Raw genomic sequence first — 17,077 nt, forward strand, 5'->3', positions numbered from 1 at the left:
TCTAATCTGCTATCTTCCTGAGCTCTTTTTCTATAATACGTCGAGCTTCCAAATTGCTTTTCTGGTTGTATATTATTGATATTATGAATAAATCTTTTTATCATTTTAAAATCTGTGGTAATAACTTTTTCTCTAATCTCCTCTAACAACTCTGTCCCATCTAAATAAGTATACTCCTTCAAATATATCTCTCCTGCATCAACTTTTTCAACAGCTTTAATTAAACAGGAAGGAATTTTATTCTCTCCTTTGAGCACAAGCCAATGAACAGGATTCCAGCCTTTTCCTAAAGGAAGATCGCTGCTATGGCTCAAAATAGTATATTTGTTTAATGTTAGTTTTTCCTTTGGTAAAATCTTTCCATAACTTAATAATATTAAAAGATCTCCAGTAGTAACATCTTTATGGTCAGATATAATAGTAATATCATTACCTGGAAGTTCATTAACAAGTATGGGAAGATACTTATTCGACCAATTGTCTTTTTCACATAATATAGTAATTTTCATTTTTCAATCCACAAGTTTTTTGTATTTTTTGTAATATCCTTCTTTTATTTGCATAGGATTGCCATAAATAAGAGAATATGGTGGAATAGCAACGCCATTTACCATGGTTCCGGCAGCAACAACTGAGTGATGCCCAATATGCGCCCCTGCTTTGACAAAAGAATGAGAACCAATGAACACATTATTCTCTATAACAATGGGCTTTCTTTCAATTTCTTCTGACAAACCAAGAACTCTTTTATGAGAATCAGCTACATTAATTGATACAAACGAAGCAATATCGCAATTGTTGCCTATTTTCACTGAACTATGCCGTGCATTGATTTCAGAAAATGCCCCCACATAAATATTATTTCCTAACTCTGGTTGTCCATGAATTAAAACAAGAGGATGAAACCTATCATCTTCATTATCAATTAGTTTTTTAAAGGTATCTTTTAAATCTTTTATATTTGTAAAAGACATTGTTCTCACCTCATAAGTTCTTTAGCACTTTTTTAAGTGCAGTCTGAATCAAAATAATTTCATCATCACCTAACGCAGGATATAACGGAAGCGACAATAATCTGTCGTAAATTTGTTCAGCATTTGGATACTCTTTTTGATCTTTTTTCAAATAACGATGAAGGAAGCAATACCTGTCTGAAAAATTCTTCACTTCCACGCCATGCTTGGCAAAAACTGGAATAATCTCCTCTACAGAGTCTTTTAATCGAATAATATATCTGTAATAATTGCTTTCAGAATCAGGAGTTTGAGGAGAGGGCATATCTTTCACGATAAGATTATTTTTGCAGGAACTTATAATTTGTTGATAACCTAATGCAATCTTTTTTCTTCGATCAATAAACGTTGAGATCTTTTTTAGCTGGGAAACCCCTAATGCTGCAGCAATATCAGTCATCTGATAATTATACCTTACTTTATAATCATCTCTGCAGTCATATGTTATTAAATCTCGTATATAATCAATATATTTCTTATGTTTTGACGCAACCATGCCTCCTTGTCCGGTAGTTATAGTTTTTGTTGCATAAAATGAGAATATGCTTATATCACCAAAACTCCCCAGTTTTTTTCCATGAGCTGTTGCCCCTAACACTTGTGCGCAATCTTCAATAATGGGAATTCCTAATTTCTTAAATGGTTCAATATTAAAAACAATCCCCACCATATAAGGGATTATGATCGCTTTTGTTCTTTTAGTTATGTTCTTCTTTGTTGCTTCAAAAGATAAACTATAAGTCTCAAGAGAAATATCTACAATAACAGGAATTGCGCCGGTATAGTAAATTGCATTGAGTAATGCAGTGCAGACATAGGTTGGTACAATAACTTCATCATCTTTCTTTACTCCGAGGGCAAGCAATGCAAGATGCAGTGCAGAAGCGCCTGAATTAACAGCTACTGTATACGGTACTTGTATATATTCCGCAAATGCTTGTTCAAAAGCTTTCACACAAGGGCCTTGTGCAATATACTTTGAGCGTAATACTTCAGCTATCGCTTTTTCATCCTCTTCATCCAAATATGGTTTATTATGGCGGGTAATCTGACTCTTTACCATGCAGTCCAACCTCCATCTACCATAATATTCGCCCCGGTAATATAGCTTGAGGCATCTGACGATAAAAAGATAGTGATCCCTTTGAGTTCATCGCTTCTCCCAATCCTTCCTAAAGGAATTTTCTTATTAAGATGGGTAATAAAATTTTTATTTTTCTGGACATCTTCATCAGGAAACGCCCCTGGGCTGATAGCATTAACTCTTATTTTTTTTGTTCCTAAATGACAGGCTGCATATTTCGTGAATTGGATTATCGCAGCTTTGCCAGCTCCATAATTCGGTGGATTATTAAAACCTGAATCACCATAAATATTTGGATCAGGAGAAACAACGCCATAGATTGAAGCAATGTTAATAATCGATCCACCTTTATTTCTGTTCATATGGGGAATAACTGCTTGTATGCATTTAAAGACACCATTGATAGTTCCATTAATTCCATCAGTCCAGTTTTCTTCTGAAATGTCTTCAATGGTTCCGCCTTTCCCAAAACAAGCGTTATTGATGAGAACATCAATCTTGCCATGTTTTTGTGTAATGTTTTTAAAACAAGCGTTGATAGAGTTCGAAGAATTAATATCTAGTTCTAACGCTTGAGTAGTTTTCAAATTAAATTTTAGGTTTATTTCTTCTGCAACCATTTGGCACTTTTCAAGATTATTTCCTGCTATAAATACTATTGCATTTGCCTCTGCCAAACCTTCAGAGATGCTTTTTCCAAGATGTCCAGCGCCTCCGGTAACTACAATGATTTTGTTGGATAGATCGAATAAATTATGTGCAGCCATGTTAAGTCTTGCTCTCCCATAAACTTGGGTTAATTAATTTTTCAGGGACATTGTTAAAGGTATTAAGAATTTCTTTATTAATTTTTTCAGGGAGAGGTTCTGTTTGAAGAAGAGAAACAGTTTCTTCAATCTGTTGAGCATTCTCAGCTCCAATGACTAAGCTGGTTATTTCAGGAATATCCCTGACAAAAGTGAAGGCAAGCTGAGGAACAGAAAGTCCAATCTTGTGGGCTATCTGATGTATACGCTTAAGGTGATCACGGGCAAACTCAAGGTGGGGTGGAAGTTTCTTATAATCTAAAAAAAATAACCCTTGAAGAAAAATGCTTCTCGCAAAAACAAGAATTCGTTTTTGGTGCAGCTTATGCAGTAAACCATTCTTAATTAAACGAGTATCCAATAAATTAATAGGCAATTGTATAACTTCAAAAATGTCAGTGTTTAAAAAAGTCGTTACTTCGTCAGGATGATAGATTGAAACACCTATTTTACCAACCAATCCTTCTTCTTTTAATCTTAATAAACTAGAGATGACTTTAGGATTGTTCATGTTTGAAGCATCATGCAATAAACATATGGAGATTTTACTGAGCTGCAATTTACGCGCAGATGAGAGGACTTGTGATTTCATAAATTCATAGGCTTGTTCCTGTTCAAGAGTATGTATTTGTTCTAAATCAGATATTTTGGTAACGATTGTTGGCAGCTCTTTTTGATGAAGCTTAGAAAAAAAAGATCCTAATCTCTTTTCAGCTTCACCATATATTGGTGCAGTATCAATAACTGTTATTCCTAATGCTGTGGCAGTTTGTAAAATACTATAAGCCTCTTTTAAACAAAGGTTCCCCCTAGTATTTGCAACGCCGTATCCTGGACTAAATTGTGCAGTGCCAAGGGTAATTTTTGAAATGTTTAAACTATTTTTTTGTTTATAAATCTTGATTATTTCATCAGCAACGCGTTCAGTGCCTTTTCCATCAATTAAACCATAACATTTTTTCTTCATGTCAACTAGCTGTTGTGGAAACAAAAGTAGGGAGGTAACAGCTGTTATAATCTTTTCTTCTGTTACTTTATCATGATAGCCCAAAGAACGGACAGCTCCAGTTTCAACAAGTTTCTCAATGATACGTTGTTGTTCAGGTTCTTGTTCAATAACAAAAAAAGGAGTTCCTAATGCAAGTAATTCATATCCGGTATAGCCAGCGGTGCAAAATGCAATGTCTGCTTGGTACATATAATCTTCAATATTAGAAGCATTAAACACAATCTCAAAATTAGATGATAATTTAGTTCTCAGTTGCTCTAATTCTTTCATAAACGGAAAGGCATTTCCTATAATCACGGTAATCTTAATAGGCAGCGATGCTTTGTTTAGGGCAGTAATAACTTTTAACGTTGAGCCTAATCTATCTCCTCCGCCAAACGTAACCAGAATATTTTTCAGATTAGATTGCTGTTTTTTTTTGAGGTTTTCTGATATTTCATTAAGATATTTTTGGAAAGATCTGCGTAAAAGCAAATAGTTTAATCCAAGAAGCTTTTTTAAAGCTGGAAACTGGTCATAGTTAGTCTCGTCTGCAGAAATCTGTGTATTGACAACTATATCTGCTGAAGAATATAAATCAGTGAAATTATACAGATCATCAATAATAACTAACGCCTTGCATTTGTTTTTTATTCTTCTTATTAACTGCTCCCCTAATATTAGTGAACGCAGTACATCAATAACAATAATATCGGTATTTGGTATGTTAGGTGAAGTAGAATAAACAAAGTTAGCTTTTGAAATCAGGTTGAGAGCTGGTTCAAATAGATTTACATAAAAACAAACATTTGCATTATATTTATCTTTTAATTTCTGCGCTAAAGTAAGTGATCTCATAACATGGCCTAATCCAATATCTGAGCTTGCTTCACAATAAAAAACAACATTCGGAGCTTGGAGATATTCACTAACAGCGTAATATGTTTTTTGATTCACGTTAGAATTAATAGCTGCAATATCAGGATGAGATTTAAGAAAATCAATGCATTCTTTAATAGTAACAATTCTTTCCCTCGCACTACGCGCCAAAGGATGATATAGTTTATCATAGATAATGTTCATTAAATCATAATCTGCCTGTTCATCAACAGTCAATCTGAAAGTATGGTGCTGCAGCCAAGGTGATGCAGGAAAAAACTCAGTTGAAAATTGCTGGGGAAATTCCTCAATGACTAAAAATGGTTCGCGTTGATATGGTTTCACTGCTAAGGCATCTGCTTTTAATAAAGCTTCTTTAGTAATTATCTCTGCTCCTAATCCTAACGGAACACCGGTGTTATTCAACGTAAGACCAGTATTGCTAATATTATGAATATAATCTAATTTAAGAAATTTATCAGAGTTATGTGTTTGATGCTCCATAAAATATGCGAGCATCCTGCTGATTTCTTCAACATCAACTAAAGGACAGTCTGCAGTAACTCTTATGATAATATCTGCAGCATATTTTTGAGCAGCTTCTTTATAACGCTGCATAATGTCATCTTCACTCCCTTGATACCATTGAACTCCGCATTCTTGAGCAATTTTAACATTAGTTGATGTCGCAACAACAATTGCATCTATATCACCATTATCAAGCAAGGTTTGGCAGCGTTCGATAATATGAGTTAACATAGGTTTTCCAGCTAGGTTGAGTAGGATTTTAGAAGGTAATCTTGTAGAACCTACTCTCGCTTGGATTATAACCGCAATTCTTTTACTAGGATAGTTGTGTGGCATATTATACTTAAAAATAGGGAAATACTTATAAAGTTTAGTAAAAATAATGTAAAAAGCGAGAATTTTATAAGGAAGTAATTATCCACAAATTTATGTTCGAAGATACGTCAAAACTAAACTCATTGTCTAAATATTCATATCTTTTAATTTTATTAATACTGATAATGATAAGTGTCTTTCTTAGAATATTACCAACGTTCTTTTTAGGTGAAGAAGAGAAAGCTGAACAATATATTCATCTTCAGTTAAAAGAGAAGATAACTCAACAAGTTAAGCTCCAATATCCACAACTCTCTCGTGAAAAGCAAAGTGCCTTCGTTGAACGAGAGGTACGTAATTATCTCAGGGATAATGCTGAAAAAATAAAGCAGTTGGTTAAAACTCAAGCTTTAGTAAACAAAGCAAAATTTCAAGATCCTTCTGGTCAAACATATCTGTTTGCAATAGATCCATGGCATTGGTATAGATTGGTTAAGAACTATCTTGATCATGGTTATGAAGGCGATGTAGAGAAAAAGGGGAGATATTATGATACCTATATCTATGCAAATCTTCCTGATTTTTTCCGACCATCAGGCACAAGTAAAGTTAATAGTTTTCATGTATTCATAACAAGTATATTGTATAAAATAATTCACCTTTTGAATAAGGATATAAGTTTACTAGCGGTTTTATTTTATCTGTCGGTGTTCTTTAGTGCGCTTGCAGTAGTGCCTGCATTTTTCATAGGAAGAAAGTTTGGAGGCGCAATAGGTGGTTTCTTCGCCGGTTTAATAGTAGCATTTCATAAAATAATATTACATAGAACCATGGTTGGTCTTTACGACACTGATGCTTATACAATATTATTTCCTTTGATAATAATCTGGTTTTTTATTGAAGCATACCAGGGCTCTTTGACGAAGAGATTATTATTGATCCTAGCATCTGGTTTCTTAATGGGCGTTTATAGTTTTGCATGGATTGGTTGGTGGTATACATTCTATCTAGTATTTTTTGGATTTATGTTAATTATGGTCTATAAATATATGAACAGTATAAAGCTAAAATTAACACAATTCAGGGAATTTTTAAACGTCAGTGATATCTTTGGTGATATCTTTACTGGTTTTAAAAAAATTAAATTTGAAATGCTGTTGTCGCTAGTTTTTATAAGCTCTTCAGCATTATTTGTTTTTCTTTTCAAAGGTTTTGAAGGATTAAAAGCAGGATTTCTTGGACCATTTGGTTTTTTGACTATCAAAGAGATATCTGCAGAAAACCTCTGGCCAAATATATTTTCAACAGTAGATGAATTTCAAACCGTAAATCTCATCGAGTTAATTAATGGCATTGATGGCCAGCTCTTTTTTTTCTTAGCTCTGGTTGGTTTTTTATTATTAAGTTATAATATTAAAAACATTAAAAGTATAACTTTGCTCGGAGGTTTAGGGTGGATAATGTTTTGGATGTTTGCGATTAAATATATTCTTAAAAAAGGTTTAGCTAATCTTTTTTTTATAATCCCCCTAGTGATTCTTTTATACGTTATGTATAAAAAAGAATATTTAAAAGAAGAGCATGATCCTCATTATAACCCCTATTTGAATGATTTTATACTGTTATGGCTCATGTTATATTTAGGGGTCGTCATCTTTTTAACCTATCTTTTTACAAATATTATTTTCTTTTTAGCATTATTAGGACTTCCGTTTATATATATCTATCTCGTGAAAATAATTAAGGAAAGCGGTAGTGACTATGAAACTACCTTTGAGCCCTGTTTTGCCATGTTTTTTTTGTTATGGTTATTTATTACTATGTATTCAAGTACGCTTGGAAATCGGTTTGTTTTATTAGTTATTCCTCCTTTTGCATATGGATTCAGTTTTTGTATCAGCTATCTTATAGAAATGATTACACCAGCACTTAGTTCAGCGCTCTATCTCACAAAAACAGTAGTCAAAATCATAATGGTCATATTTTTTATTGCTCTTTTGACGCCACCTCTGATAAGTGCTTACACCCTGGTAAAATCTGCCACACCTGCGGTTACAGATACATGGTATGATAGTCTTACCTATATCAAAGAGAACTCGGCAAAAAATGCAGTTATTATTTCATGGTGGGATTTTGGGCATTGGTTTAAAGCAATCGCTGATAGGCCAGTGGCTATAGATGGTGGTACACAAAGTGCTCAGCAAATTGTGTACATTGGAAAACTTTTGTTGACTTCAGATGAAAAAGAAAGCGCAGCCATTTTACGAGTATTAAGTTGCGCTTCATATGGAGCTTTTGAAACAATGAAAATCTTTTTCAAGTACGATGAAATCAAAACTCGTGATGTTCTGGAACAAATAATGATGCTGCCTAAGGATCAGGCGACAGAAGTTCTTAAAACAGAAGGATTCGCCCAAGACAAAGTAGAACAGATCTTGGACTATACTCATTGTAAGCCGCCGCAAACTTTTCTTATCCTTAGTTATGACATGATATTTAAGACGTTTGTTTGGGCTCAAGTAGGTTCATGGGATATAAAACGTGCGCAAATATTACAATATGCTAACAAAAACAAACAAACTGAAGCAATAGCTTTTATGGAAACAAGCATGAATATGACTGAAGAGCAGGCGCAAACATCCTATGCAGAACTAAAAAAAATAAAAAATGCTGAAGAAAAAAATAAATGGGTCTCGCCGCAACTAAGATATCATGGCGTTGATACTTACTGTGAGAAAAAGAATGAAGCTGTTGTTTGTAAAAATAAAATTATACTTAACCTAACAACAGGAGAAGTCTATATTCAAGACGGTGATAAAAAATTCTATGCTTCCTATGCATCATATCTCAATCAAAATAATTCTGAATTTACCATATTTAAATCCCAAGTAAATGATACAGATCTCAAACTTAACAAACTTAATGCAAGTGAATCTGGCATATCAATTTTCAAAGGAGCTGATAACAAGTATTCTCTCGCAGTTATGGACAATCAATTAGTAGGGAGCATGTTCAATAGGTTGTATTTCTACAATGGTACAGGATTAAAATGCTTTAAATTATTTCATGAAGCTCAAATACCTGCGAGTAACGAGAAACTCTCAATATGGGAAGTTAACTGGAGCTGTTTGGAATAAAACAAAAAAAGAACTTTGCAAAATTATGGTTACTGCCAATTTTGTGAGCATTTTCGAAATACTTATCGAGCAATTTTCGGAGTTCCAGAGAGAAAATTGCTTTGTTAAACAGAGATCTAAATGCGAACTGGCAGTAACCCGAGCTATGCGAGTATTTTGCAAAGTTCTCTGAAGAATTATTGCATTCCAAGATGTTCCAAAGCAATCAATGCATCCTTCTTGACTGCGGTTGTAAGCTTTTTTCCAAGTAATTCTTGTATCTTTCTTGGATCAGTAATGCCTTTAAAATCTGCTCTTTTCATATCAATATCTTGTTCTGTCAAAATATGCCCGGCAGATAAATCATTAGTATAAATCAAGCTTTTTTGCGCCACTTTTTTCACATCTAACTCACTTTGATGAAATGTTTTTCGATAGTTGCCAGGAGCAACTTCTGCTTGTCTTTTCTCTTCTGGAGTGATGAGGAGTTGGGCAAGTTTTTCAGGTGTTTGGTGCAAGATTTTTGCGCCTTGTAAAATTCTTCGTAATTCGTCTGGTTCAGCAGAAAATCTATGGTCGGGTCCTTTGTCAAATTTATTTAAGGTAAAATGTTTCTCTATAACTGAAGCTCCCAAAGTCACAGCTTTTAAAGGTACAGCTACACCAGGAGTATGATCTGAAAAACCAGTTGGTATATGATAGGTATCATGAAGATATTTCATCGCATTAAGATTTACCATTTCTGCGGTTGTAGGATAAGCACTGACACAGTGAAGGAGAATTAATTGTTTATTTCCCGCAGCATAAATTGATTCAACAGCTCCATGGATTTCTAGATCATTCGAATACCCAGTTGATAAGATAATTGGTTTTCCTTTCCTTGCGACATAGGACAAAAAAGGATAGTTGGTTAGATCATCAGATCCAATCTTATAAGCATCAACGCCAATTCTTTCAAGGATTTCAACGCTTTCCTTATCTCCTCCTGGCGTAGAAATAAAGATAAGCCCTTTTGCTTCAGCATATGCTTTGAGTTCAACAAAATCTTTTTCAGTTAATTCATACCTCTTAAACATATCATATTGTTTTTCAGTAATTTTTGTTCCATCGGCTAGTTCATAGCTATATTCAAGATTTTTATCAGAAATAAATGCTTCTGTTTTAAATGTTTGAAATTTAATGCACTCGGCTCCTAAAGCAGCTGCAGTATCAATCATTTTTTTTGCTTGCTGAACGCTTCCATTATGGTTTAAGGTTGTTTCAGGTATAATAAAACATGGTTCGCCTGGTCCAATTCTTCTTTTACCGATATAAATATGCTGTGGCATAATATCACCTTCTTTAGTCCTTGACATTTTTTCTAGTTCACTGATAACTTCTTTGATGCATGCTACTACTTGTCTAACATCTTTAACGTCCATAGTTGGAAATAAAGGCAGTGTTATAATTCGAGCAAAGATGTCTTCAGTATGAGGATAATTAAGGGGATTAACAAGTTCAGTGCTGTAAAATTTTTCTTTATAATACGTGAAGTGATAGATGGGCGTATAATGGACATTGACCCCTATATTTCTCTCGCGCATTTTTTTGAAAAAAAGATCTCGATCTAAAAAAGGATATTTTCTAGTATTAAGAAATATGGTAAATAGATGCCATGCATGTTTGATAGTATCGGAATAGTTGGGTGTATTTATTTGAGGCACATCTTTGAAAAGTTGTTGATATTCATGTGCTAACTCAGTCCTCTTTTTAATAAATAATTCTAATTTATTAAGTTGTGAAATTCCCAATGCTGCCTGAAAATCAGTAATGCGATAATTTCTTCCTAAAGCAACATGGTCGTACTGCCAGGAAGAATCTTTACTGCATCGTTCGCGTGTCTCTTTAGTAATACCATGATTTCTCAGAATTTTTAATTGTTTATGCCATTGTTCATTGTTAGTGGTTATAGCGCCGCCTTCACCAGTAGTAATATGTTTAACAGGGTGAAAGCTGAATATCGTCAAATCAGCAGCGGTTCCTACGTTTCTCTTTCCTAAGTTGTCGTAAGATGCGCCCAAAGCATGTGCAGCATCTTCAACTAAATAAAGATTATATTTTCGCGCAATTTCTTTGAGCTGATCAAAAGCAGCAGGATAACCTGCAAAATCAACATAGAGTATGGCTTTTGTGTTTGGAGTTATTTTCGCTTCAATTTTATTGACGTCAATAGTTAATGTTTCTGGAGAGATGTCTACAAATACAGGTTTGCATTTGTTATAAATAATGCTATTTGCTGTTGCAACAAAAGTAAAGGGCGTTGTTATAATCTCAGAATCTTCAGGCAAATCAAGAGCTTGGAGGGCTAATTCAAGCGCAGCTGTTCCAGAATTAACAGCTACTGCATAAGTACATCCAATAGTAGAACACAACGCTTTTTCGAATTCCTCAATTTTTGGTCCAGTTGTTATCCATGATGATCGTAAAACTTCAGTAACTGCTGTTATGTCATCTTCTTCAATACAATGACGACCATAGGGTAAGAGTGAGGTAAATCGAGTGTAAGAAGAGGAAGGGCTCTTTTGATTTCTATCGTTTATATTTAATTCCATACAACTTTGATCTTTAATCCATGCTTCAGTTTTTTTAATACCATCTGTTAATGATGTTTTTGGTTCCCAATTAAGAAGAGTATGTGCTTTGGTATAGTTGCAAACAAGTTTCATGATTTCAGCTTGGGGGTGATGATGAGGAATATGTTTTATTTTTGATGGAACTGGTTCAATGGAAGCTGCAAGTTCATTAATCCTTATATCCTTGCCAGTACCTGCGTTTAATATTTGTCCAACAGCTTTTTGTGAAAAAGCAGCTTTTACAATAAACTCAGCACAGTCTTCAACATAGAGTAAATCCCTTGTTTGTTCGCCGCTGCCAAAAATATTAAGGTCATGTCCTCGGACATGACTGCTAATAAAAATGCTTACAACTCCTCCTTCAAGATTTGTTTTTTGAAATGGACCATAGGTATTGAATGGTCGTAAAATAACAACGGGCAATCCTAATCCATAATAATAAGATAATGCTAGTTGTTCTCCTGCTAATTTAGTTCCTGCATATGGCGAGGCAGGTTTTACAGGATGTTCCTCAGTAATGCCTTTACCTATCTCTTCAGGAGCAACAGTGTCATACACCATGCAGGTGCTGATAAAAACAAACGTAGTTTTTTGTTTCATGCAACCTTCTAATAAATTATACGTTCCAAGGATATTGCTATTAAAACTCTTTTTGGTGTTATCCAAACTATTTTGCACTTCTATTTGCGCAGCTAAATGAATGCAAACATCAAAATTATTTTCGAATAATTTTGATGTTTGTTTATAATCAACAATATCTCCTTGAATTAAACCTTTGAAAAGGGAGTGATTATTAAATTCAGCGAGGTTTTCAGCAGAGCTATTGCTCAGATTATCAATAACCCAAACAGTATGATTTTCTTGAAGCAGCTTTTTAACTACAGCTCTTCCAATAAATCCAGCTCCGCCAGTTACAAGCACATTCATATACTGAAGGAACAAGAAACTATTCTTAAATCTTTCTTAATCATGTACGTAATAAGTCTGGGGTTTTAGCGCCTACTTTTGTGAAGCTCCTCGATATCTTTATTAGGGATTTTTCGGGGTTCCTTGCCGATAGGCAAGTCTTATAATCCCAGACGCAAGCCAACTTATGAATCCTTGATTTATATTATTGAGGGAGTCGGGATTATATTTATAGAGAGAAAAATCCAATTGATGTACGCTTCCAAAGCTGAACCGGCGCTAAAACCATAGAGGACTTATTACGTACTCAAGTAAGGTACTGTTCAAAATGAGATTCTGAAAGAAGCGTATCAATTTCAAGTTTAGTTAAAGGTATTTCATCAGCAGAATCGTATCCTTTAACATGGGCTTTTTTTAGGTTTAAAGAAGATGAAACTAGTTGTTGTTGAAACAAAACAATCTCAGGAGGTATAATAAACAGATCATCAAACTCATAAGCGCGCTCTGCTTCCTGCTCAGTCATGAGTTCTTCGCTCATAGTTTCTCCAGGTTTAAGCCCAATGATATTAATTTGAATCTTTTTCGGATCATAATGGTAATAATTTGCAAATTTTTCTACAAAAACCTCACCAAAATCTTTTATCTTAACAACAGGCATTTTAAACACAAAAATTTCACCGCCTTGCATAATACTTAAACATTTAAACAAAAGGGTAACTGCTTTTTCTGGCGACATAAAAAATCGCGTCATAGCTGGATCAGTAATAGTAAGAGGTCCGCCTTTTGCAAGCTGTTTTTTAAATAAAGGTCCTACTGATCCTCTGCTCCAGAGGATATTCCCAAACCTTACTGAGGAAAAAATAGTTTTTTTGCTGCCTTTGTAATGATTTGCAGCAATAATCAGGCGTTCAGCAAGAAGCTTTGTTGCACCCATAGTATTATTAGGATTAACTGCTTTATCACTGCTGGTGTAAATAACCCTGCTAACACCTGTTTCAAGTGCAGTATTAATAACATTTTGTGTGCCAATAATATTTGTTTTAACAGCTTCAAAAGGATTGTATTCACAGGCTAAAACATGTTTTAATGCAGCGAGATGGAAGACCACATCAATATTTTCCATAGCAGTTTTTAATCGCTCTCTATCGCGGATATCACCTAATAAATACCTCAATTTATCACTGTTAAAATCCTGCTGCATCTCAAACTGTTCAGTTTCATCAATATCCAGAATTCGAATTACTTTTGGATTAAATTGAAGGAGTTCTGTAATAAGAGGTCTTGCCAGTGATCCTGTGCCTCCGGTAATGAGTATGTTTTTATCTTGGACTAAATTATCAATAACAACCACCTTTTGTAATTAACTTTTCACAACTAAACAATGGGAACTATCTGTTTATTTATAAAGGTTCTCAACAAGTGGCGATATTGAAAAGCTTATGTTGCCATCAATATCGCGAAGCTTATCACCTAAAAATATTGAGTACTTTTCGGAGTGCCAGAGAGAAAAGTACTATCTATAAACTACGCCAAAGCTGAGCCGATGGCAACCTTTGCTTTGCAAAGAGAGCTTTTCAATATCGCCCAACAAGTTGAAGAACTCTATCAGCAACTTTTCCATCAATCTTATATACTTGTTTTTTAAGGAATTCTTGGGTATTTTTCTTAAGTTCTTGCTGGATATCTTTGCCATATAAAATGGCAAAGATATTCCGAGTAAGATTCTGTTTTTTTTCAGTAACCACTACAGCATTGCTGGCAATGTATCCTTGATCACGAATGTTTGAAGAAAAACAAATTAATACTACGGGTACACCAAACATAATTGCTTCTAAAACAATAGTAGAGCTTTCTGCAATAAGGGCGTCAGTGATCGCAAAGAGTTCGTAGATAGGGGTATCTTTAATAAAAATAACATCATCTAAATTTTGTTGATGAGCAAGCTTTCGATACCATGCTTCATGAGGATCTCGCGGATGTAATTTTACTACCAACCTAAGTTGCTTTTTATCTTGATTTTGTGTTTGCGCTACAGCAGCAACACTTTTAAAGAGTTCCGTTGCAAGATCATAAGTTTTCCATGGTTCTTTATCAATGCTTGTTGCATAAACAACAACTTTTTCTTCAGGATTGATGCCTAAACGCTGTTTAAGTTCCTGACTTTTATTTTTCTTTTGCATGCTGTTTTTTATAATAACAAGGTTATCACTTGCTAATTGTCCAACGATATGAATCTTCTCTTGAGGAAAAGAGCCTTGTTTTACAAGAAACTGTTTGGTATGTTCACCATAAACTGCAATAAGATCAGCAAGTGGATAATGATCAGCAATATCTTTTTGGGTATGAACATAATCCAGATCGTATCCTATCAGTCCTTCTTGAATTTCAAGGACAGGAATACCTAACCTTTTTGCAGCAACAATCACAGACTTTCCTGGTGTTGTATTCCCTGACATGGTGACAACAATTTTTGGTTTTGTTGCTTTGAGCATTTCTTTGCTTAACAGAATATACGTGATTGCTTCAGGTAAAATTTTAGAAAACATAAGTTGAAATTTCTTATATAACGAGGTGTACAAATCAAGCTCTTTTCCCTTAAATCTTGTTTGGAGCGCTTTCTTAAACTCAGGGCTTGTTAAGATTTTTTTTCCAAGAGCGGCATATTTCTTTTTCTCTTGAGAAACTTTTCTCATTATTTCTATTGAATAAAATTTTTCAATAGGATTAGTATCAGAATACATTGAAGTTTGCAGTTTTGTTTTTCCTCCCCATGAAGCTAAATCGTCGTAATAAAAAACAAAGAGTTTTTTATGCTGCTGACGAATTTTTTCAATAAGCGGTCCGATTCTTATGTTATTGGCTGCTACACAGTATGAGGGATGTGTTGTAACAACAATAGTATCCTCTTGATTATTAAGGTCAAGAGAATGTTGAGGAATAATATATTTTCTTACAACAAACCGGGCTTGTTCAAGATGGTTAAGCAGAAAAGTATAGAGTAGTGAGAAAATATTCTTTTCTGGCAAAGGTTCTCCTTTGAAAATACCTTTCAATGAAGGATAATGGTAAAAAGAAGCATCTGCTAACCATCGTTCAGCAAACCACCATAGTGATGTTTGTTCATATGTTAATAATTGTTTTATATTTTTACCGTCAAGGATAGTTTTATCTGCAAACTCTTTTAAAAAAATCATTTCAGGATAATCTTGATTAATAGTGGTGTTATTTTTTTCCATAGTGAAAACCTAATGAGTTGAACAGCGATGTAATTTCATGAAGAGTGATAATTTTACTGGCAAACAATAAGAGCAGGTATAACAATAGTGAAATAAATGAAGAGACAAGAATGCTCATATAAATATTAGCGCTGAAAATGTTTCTCAAGAGCGCTAATGAGGCATAAAATATTCCTGAAATAAAAATAAGTTTAATCCAGTTCCAAAAAGGATTCTGGAACTGAAGTGTTTTTCTCAAAAAATAATACGCTAAAATAAACATGCAAAGATAGCTTATTGATGTAGCGAGCGCGGCTCCTCCTGTTGAAAATTGAGGAATAAGAAGAGCATTAAGGATAAGATTAATGAAACCAGAACTGATAATAACAACAGCATCGTATTTTGGTTTTCCTATAGCAACCAGCGTTGTGGTGTACATAAGCGCTAAGGAGAGAGCAATATTTCCAAAGAGCAGAATTCTCAAAGGCATGGTTGCTGGAAGATATTCTTGTTTAAACAGAACAGTTATAATGACAGGAGCAAATTCAAAAATAAGAAGTGAAAGCGGCAAAAGAAGAAGCGGTACATATTTATTAAATAAATATATTCCACTAAGGAGTTTTTCTTTTTCGTTTTTTGTCCATAATTCAGAAATAGTTGGGAAGAAAACATATCGTAGTGACATGCCAATATAACCAATCAGTGCTGCGGTCGGAAACGCAACATTATAAACAGCAGCTTCTTTAACTCCTTGCAAATAGGTCAAAAATATAGTATCAATATAATTAGCAAAAATTCCTCCAAAAATAGTCATCGTAGCGGGAAGTGAAAAGTAGATCAGTTCTTTGACAAAAGGTTTTGTAAGGCTATACTTAACTTGGAATAAATCAGGGAATACTAATTTCCAAAAAATGTAGGCATAGATAATTAAGACTACCAAAAAAGAAAAAATGTACCCGAGTACCGGCGAAAAAATATTATTGAAAAATATAAAGAAAATAAAGGTAGTCACCCATAACAAAATTATTTTTGTTAATTCAATGCTTGAAAAGAACCCAATCTTTTGAAAGCCAAGAAATGTTTGCCTGAGCAATAACACTCCTGATGAAAAAACAAAAGAAATGCTTAATCCAATAATCACCAGTTTTGCAGTTTCATCTTTAAAATAAGAAGTGCTAAGAAAAGGTGCAAGTAAGAAGAAAACAATAACGCTGATCAGCGCAACAATGAGAATAATGCTTCCTACAAATATAATGCTTGCCTTGACCAGGTCTTTTCGTTTTTCAACAAGATATTGAGGGATATATTTTACCATGGTCCGCGAAAAACCTAGATCAACAAATCCCATAAAAAACCCTAAAAACGCAAAAACACTGTAAAACAGCCCAAATTCAGTTATAGATAGATTTCTGCTGAGGTAAATCCGATAGCCATAGGTAAGAAACGCAACAACAATAGAGGTAATAAAAGTAATAGAAAATCCCTTGATAATATGCTTTAAATAACCCATGACCTATAAAAGTGGCTTCTTATTTATAAAATTATAACTGAAGAGTACGTAATAAGTCTGGGGTTTTAGTGCCTATTTCGTGAAGCTCTTCTTAGTCAACATCGG

At 34.1% G+C, this 17,077-nt stretch carries 10 protein-coding genes; 1 reads left to right on the plus strand and 9 read right to left on the minus strand.

Features of this window, described 5'->3' with window-relative positions:
* The 5 genes from HYY69_05080 to HYY69_05100 form a co-directional block, all read right to left on the minus strand.
* A partial coding sequence (locus HYY69_05080; protein MBI3032824.1) for a hypothetical protein occupies window positions 1-509 on the minus strand: 509 nt, incomplete at its 3' end.
* A 3-nt stretch (window positions 510-512) separates the two neighbouring features.
* On the minus strand, window positions 513-974 hold the full coding sequence (locus HYY69_05085) for an acyltransferase (GenBank protein MBI3032825.1): 462 nt from the start codon (window positions 972-974) through the stop codon (window positions 513-515).
* Window positions 975-984: 10 nt separating this feature from the next.
* The gene (locus HYY69_05090; protein ID MBI3032826.1) at window positions 985-2,076 is read right to left on the minus strand and encodes a DegT/DnrJ/EryC1/StrS aminotransferase family protein; all 1,092 of its coding nucleotides are present in this window, start codon (window positions 2,074-2,076) and stop codon (window positions 985-987) included.
* Window positions 2,070-2,864, minus strand: a complete 795-nt coding sequence (locus HYY69_05095) for an SDR family oxidoreductase (protein MBI3032827.1) — start codon at window positions 2,862-2,864, stop codon at window positions 2,070-2,072. The genes HYY69_05090 and HYY69_05095 overlap by 7 nt, the downstream gene beginning before the upstream one ends.
* 1 nt (window position 2,865) lies before the next feature.
* Window positions 2,866-5,634: an aldo/keto reductase gene (locus HYY69_05100; protein MBI3032828.1), complete on the minus strand. Its 2,769-nt coding sequence runs from the start codon at window positions 5,632-5,634 to the stop codon at window positions 2,866-2,868.
* 164 nt (window positions 5,635-5,798) lie between these two features.
* Here HYY69_05100 and HYY69_05105 point away from each other — a divergent pair, with 164 nt between their 5' ends.
* Window positions 5,799-8,750 (plus strand): hypothetical protein, encoded by a 2,952-nt coding sequence (locus tag HYY69_05105; GenBank protein MBI3032829.1) that lies wholly within the window; start codon window positions 5,799-5,801, stop codon window positions 8,748-8,750.
* Window positions 8,751-8,926: 176 nt separating this feature from the next.
* Here HYY69_05105 and pseC read toward each other — a convergent pair whose 3' ends face one another.
* The 4 genes from pseC to HYY69_05125 all read right to left on the minus strand — a co-directional run bounded on the left by pseC (window position 8,927) and on the right by HYY69_05125 (window position 16,972).
* A complete protein-coding gene (gene pseC, locus HYY69_05110; GenBank protein ID MBI3032830.1) occupies window positions 8,927-12,268 on the minus strand; it encodes a UDP-4-amino-4,6-dideoxy-N-acetyl-beta-L-altrosamine transaminase in 3,342 nt (1,113 codons plus the stop codon).
* A 286-nt stretch (window positions 12,269-12,554) separates the two neighbouring features.
* On the minus strand, window positions 12,555-13,589 hold the full coding sequence (locus HYY69_05115) for a polysaccharide biosynthesis protein (protein ID MBI3032831.1): 1,035 nt from the start codon (window positions 13,587-13,589) through the stop codon (window positions 12,555-12,557).
* Between the two features lie 232 nt (window positions 13,590-13,821).
* Window positions 13,822-15,483 carry a UDP-N-acetylglucosamine 2-epimerase gene (locus HYY69_05120; protein ID MBI3032832.1) on the minus strand — a complete coding sequence of 554 codons (1,662 nt, stop codon included), beginning with the start codon at window positions 15,481-15,483 and terminating at the stop codon, window positions 13,822-13,824.
* Window positions 15,470-16,972, minus strand: coding sequence for a flippase (locus HYY69_05125; protein ID MBI3032833.1), 1,503 nt, complete (start codon window positions 16,970-16,972; stop codon window positions 15,470-15,472). Before HYY69_05125 ends, HYY69_05120 begins: the two co-directional genes overlap by 14 nt.
* Between the last annotated feature and the right edge of the window lie 105 nt (window positions 16,973-17,077).

The sequence above is a fragment of the Candidatus Woesearchaeota archaeon genome, assembly GCA_016192995.1.
Classification (GTDB): Archaea; Nanobdellota; Nanobdellia; order Woesearchaeales; family DSVV01; genus JACPTB01.

What these genes read in the sequence shown, in the direction of transcription:
- HYY69_05085 (MBI3032825.1), bottom strand. Translation starts at nt 974, where the DNA reads ATGTCTTTTACAAATATAAAAGATTTAAAAGATACCTTTAAAAAACTA.
- HYY69_05090 (MBI3032826.1), bottom strand. Translation starts at nt 2,076, where the DNA reads ATGGTAAAGAGTCAGATTACCCGCCATAATAAACCATATTTGGATGAA.
- HYY69_05095 (MBI3032827.1), bottom strand. Translation starts at nt 2,864, where the DNA reads ATGGCTGCACATAATTTATTCGATCTATCCAACAAAATCATTGTAGTT.
- HYY69_05100 (MBI3032828.1), bottom strand. Translation starts at nt 5,634, where the DNA reads ATGCCACACAACTATCCTAGTAAAAGAATTGCGGTTATAATCCAAGCG.
- HYY69_05105 (MBI3032829.1), top strand. Translation starts at nt 5,799, where the DNA reads ATGATAAGTGTCTTTCTTAGAATATTACCAACGTTCTTTTTAGGTGAA.
- pseC (MBI3032830.1), bottom strand. Translation starts at nt 12,268, where the DNA reads ATGAATGTGCTTGTAACTGGCGGAGCTGGATTTATTGGAAGAGCTGTA.
- HYY69_05120 (MBI3032832.1), bottom strand. Translation starts at nt 15,483, where the DNA reads ATGGAAAAAAATAACACCACTATTAATCAAGATTATCCTGAAATGATT.
- HYY69_05125 (MBI3032833.1), bottom strand. Translation starts at nt 16,972, where the DNA reads ATGGGTTATTTAAAGCATATTATCAAGGGATTTTCTATTACTTTTATT.